The sequence below is a fragment of the Mycobacterium sp. TH-M106 genome (assembly GCF_057473765.1).
Genome location: NZ_JBYCLE010000381.1, coordinates 1 through 4220, shown reverse-complemented (window position 1 = coordinate 4220; position 4220 = coordinate 1). Strand labels below are relative to the sequence as shown.

The window sequence follows — 4220 nt, the reverse complement described above, 5'->3', positions numbered from 1 at the left end:
GTTTCGCGTTCGGCATGGGCCTGGAACGCACCCTGCAGTTCCGCAACGGCATACCGGACATGCGCGACATGGTCGAAGGCGACGTGCGGTTCTCCCTGGCGTTCGGGCCGTTCGGGGCCGGGGCCTGATGCGGGTCCCGTACAGCTGGCTGCGTGAGGTGGTCACCGCCGGTGCACCCGGCTGGGACGTGTCGCCCGACGAGCTGGCGCAGACGCTGATCCGCATCGGCCACGAGGTCGACGACGTGACCCGGCTCGGGCCGGTCAGCGGGCCGCTGGCCGTCGGGCAGGTGACCGAGATCGAGGAACTCACCGGCTTCAAAAAACCGATCCGCGCCTGCCGAGTCGACGTCGGCGAAGAGAAGCCGCGGGAGATCGTCTGCGGCGCCACCAATTTCACAGCAGGTGATCTGGTGGCGGTGGCGCTGCCCGGCGCTGTGCTTCCCGGCGATTTCACCATCGCCAGCCGGAAGACCTACGGTCGCACCTCCGACGGGATGATCTGCTCCGCGGCCGAACTTCGTTTGGGCATAGGTGGTTTCGGGAACCATTCCGGCATCCTGGTGCTGCCGCCGGCAACCGCCGAGCCAGGGGCCGACGCCGCGCAGGTGCTGGGCCTCGACGACGCGGTGTTCGAGCTGGCCATCACCCCCGACCGGGGTTACTGCATGTCGGTGCGCGGGCTCGCCCGCGAGATCGCCTGCGCCTACGACCTGGACTTCGCCGATCCCGCGGCGGTGCCAGAGCTGCCCACCGAGGGCGAGGCCTGGCCGCTGACCGTGCAACCGGAAACGGGGGTACGCCGGTTCGCGCTGCGCCCGGTCACCGGGATCGACGCGGGCGCGGTCTCGCCGTGGTGGCTGCAGCGGCGGCTGCTGCTCTGCGGCATCCGGGCGATCTCGGCGGCCGTCGACGCCACCAACTACGTCATGCTCGAACTCGGTCACCCGATGCACGCCCACGACCGGGGCCGGATCCGCGGCGGGTTGCACGTGCGATTCGCCCGGCCCGGCGAGACCGTCGTCACCCTCGACGACGTCGAACGCCGACTGGACCCAGCCGATGTGCTGATCGTCGACGACGTCGCAACCGCCGCGATCGGCGGGGTGATGGGGTCCGGCAGCACCGAGATGCGCGGCGACTCCACCGACGTGCTGCTGGAGGCCGCGGTCTGGGATCCGGCCGCGGTGTCGCGCACCGCTCGGCGGCTGCACCTGCCCAGCGAAGCGGCCCGCCGCTACGAGCGGGCGGTGGACCCGGCCATCTCGGTGGCCGCGCTGGATCGCTGCGCCGCGCTGCTGGCCGAGATCGCTGACGGCACGGTCGCGCCGATGTTGACCGACTGGCGCGGCGACCCGCCGCGTGGCGACTCGGTCGCCGATTGGGCAGGGTCGCCGATCCGGATCGCCGTCGACCTGCCCGACCGCACCGCCGGGGTGAGCTACCCGGAGGGCACCACCGCCCGCCGGCTCACCCAGATCGGTTGCGCGGTCGACGGTTCGGACACCCTGACCGTCACCCCGCCGAGCTGGCGTCCCGACCTGCGGCAACCCGCCGACCTGGTCGAGGAGGTGCTGCGGCTCCAGGGGCTGGAGACCATCCCGGCGGTGCTGCCGTCGGCGCCGGCCGGCCGAGGACTCACCGCCGCCCAGCACCGCCAACGCGCCGTCGGCACATCGCTGGCACTGAGCGGCTACGTCGAAGTGCTGCCGACGCCGTTCCTTCCGGCCGGCGTTTTCGACGCCTGGGGTCTGCCGGTCGACGACCCGCGCCGGACCGTCACCGAGGTGCTCAACCCACTGGAGGCCGATCGGCCGCAACTGGCGACCACGCTGCTGCCGGGGCTATTGGAGGCCTTGGGGCGCAACGTGTCTCGCGGCATCGTGGACGTCGCGCTGTTCGCGACCGCTCCCGTGGCGCAGCCCACCGGGCAGGCCAGGCGCTTCGACGCAATCCCGCTGGACCGCCGGCCCACCGACGCCGAGATCGCCGCACTCGACGCCGCGCTGCCGCGCCAGCCGCAACACATCGCCGTCGCGTCGACCGGGCTGGCCGAACCGCGCGGTCCGTGGGGTCCCGGCAGGCTGGTCGAGGCCGCCGACGCCATCGAGGCAGCCCGTATCATCGGCCGGGCCTGCGGAATCGAGGTGACGCTGCGGGCGGCGCAGCATCTGCCGTGGCATCCGGGCCGCTGCGCCGAGGTGCTGGTCGACGGGGCCGTCATCGGGCATGCGGGCCAGCTGCATCCCGCGGTGATCGAACGATCCGGTCTGCCGAAAGGCACCTGTGCGGCCGAGTTGAACCTGGACGCTGTCCCGATCGTCGAGACGTTGCCGGCACCGCGGGTGTCGGTGTTCCCGGCGGTGTTTCAGGACGTCGCCCTGGTGGTGCAATCCAGTGTCGCGGCGCAGGCGGTGCTCGACGCCGTTCGCGAGGGGGCTGGTGACGTGTTGGAGGACGCTCGGCTGTTCGATGTCTACACCGGCCCGCAGGTCGGCGAGGGTCACAAGTCACTGGCGTTCGCGCTGCGGTTCCGCGCGCCGGACCGCACGCTGACCGAGGACGAGGCCAGCGCGGCCCGCGATGCCGCGGTGCGATGCGCCGCCGACCGGGTCGGCGCCGTGCTGCGGGGCTGAGAGTTGATTGAATTGCAATTGACCGAATAATCATGCAGAATCGTCGCCGTGACCGAGGTGATTCGGGTGGCGGTGGCTGGTGCCAGCGGCTACGCGGGCGGTGAGATCCTGCGGCTGCTGCTGGGCCATCCGGCCTACGCCGATGGTCGGCTGGTGATCGGCGCGCTGACCGCCGCGAGCAGCGCCGGCAGCACGATCGGCGAGCAGCATTCGCATCTGGTGCCGCTAGCGCACCGTACCCTGGAGCCGACCGAGCCCGGTGTGCTGGCCGGCCACGATGTGGTGTTTCTGGCGCTTCCGCACGGGCATTCAGCTGTGCTGGCCGAACACCTTGGCACCGACACGCTGGTGGTGGACTGCGGCGCGGACTTCCGGCTCAGCGACGCCGCGGACTGGCAGCGCTTCTACGGCTCGGCACACGCCGGCAACTGGCCCTACGGGCTGGCTGAGCTGCCCGGCGCCCGGGAGCAGCTGCGGCAATCCCGCCGGATCGCGGTGCCGGGCTGTTACCCGACCGCGGCGCTGCTGGCGCTGCTGCCGGCGGTCGCGGCGGACCTCATCGAACCCGCCGTCACAGTGGTCGCCGTCAGCGGCACCTCCGGGGCCGGCCGGGCCGCCAAGACCGATCTGCTGGGCTCGGAGGTGATCGGCTCGGCGCGGGCCTACAACATCGGCGGCGTGCACCGGCACACTCCCGAGATTAGCCAGGCGCTGCGCGCGGTCACCGATCGCGACGTCAGCGTCGCGTTCGTCCCGGTGCTCATCCCGGCTTCCCGGGGAATCCTGGCCACCTGCACAGCACGCACCATCGCGCCGCTATCACAGCTGCGCGCCACATACGAAAAGGCTTACCACGCAGAGCCGTTCGTGCACCTACTGCCGGAAGGGCAGCTGCCGAAGACCGGATCGGTGATCGGCAGCAACGCCGCACACCTGGCTGTAGCGGTGGACAAAGACGCCGCCACCTTCATCGCGATCGCCGCGATCGACAACCTGGTCAAAGGAACCGGTGGCGCGGCGATCCAGGCGATGAACCTGGCACTGGGTTGGCCGGAGACCGACGGCTTGTCGGTGGTGGGGGTCGCGCCGTGAGCCCGCGGCTGGTGCGCACCCAGGGCGTCACCGCGCCCGAGGGCTTCCGCGCTGCCGGAATCGCCGCCGGCATCAAGGCATCCGGAGCGTTGGATCTGGCACTGGTGTTCAACGAGGGACCCGACTACGCCGCCGCCGGGGTGTTCACCGCAAACCAGGTCAAGGCCGCGCCGGTGCTGTGGACTCAGCAGGTGCTGAGCACCGGACGGCTGCGGGCGGTGGTCTTAAATTCCGGCGGCGCCAACGCCTGCACCGGACCCGCTGGTTTCCAAGACACCCACGTCACCGCGGAGGCCGTCGCCGCGGCGCTGTCGGACTGGGGCACCGACACCGGGGCCGTCGACATCGCCGTCTGTTCGACCGGGCTGATCGGCGACCGGCTGCCGATGGAGAAGGTCCTCAGCGGAGTCAAGCATCTGGTGCACGAGATGGCCGGCGGCTTGACCGGCGGCGAGCAGGCCGCGCGCGCCATCATGACCACCGACACCACGCC

Annotated in this window: 3 protein-coding genes and 1 pseudogene; all 4 read left to right on the top strand. The window is 71.4% G+C overall.

Translation table 11 applies throughout. The features are described 5' to 3' along the window. Positions 1-128: tRNA ligase subunit PheS family protein (locus tag AC2VOP_RS13650; RefSeq protein WP_486955160.1), on the top strand; the 128-nt coding region annotated here is incomplete at its 5' end. Then, a complete protein-coding gene (gene pheT, locus AC2VOP_RS13645) occupies positions 128-2635 on the top strand; it encodes a phenylalanine--tRNA ligase subunit beta (RefSeq protein WP_486961465.1) in 2508 nt (835 codons plus the stop codon). The genes AC2VOP_RS13650 and pheT, both read left to right, overlap by 1 nt. Before the next feature lie 32 nt (positions 2636-2667). After that, positions 2668-3727: pseudogene (gene argC, locus AC2VOP_RS13640) on the top strand (N-acetyl-gamma-glutamyl-phosphate reductase). Beyond that, on the top strand, positions 3682-4220 hold a 539-nt coding region (locus AC2VOP_RS13635; protein ID WP_486961464.1), incomplete at its 3' end, for a bifunctional ornithine acetyltransferase/N-acetylglutamate synthase. The pseudogene argC and the gene AC2VOP_RS13635, both read left to right, overlap by 46 nt.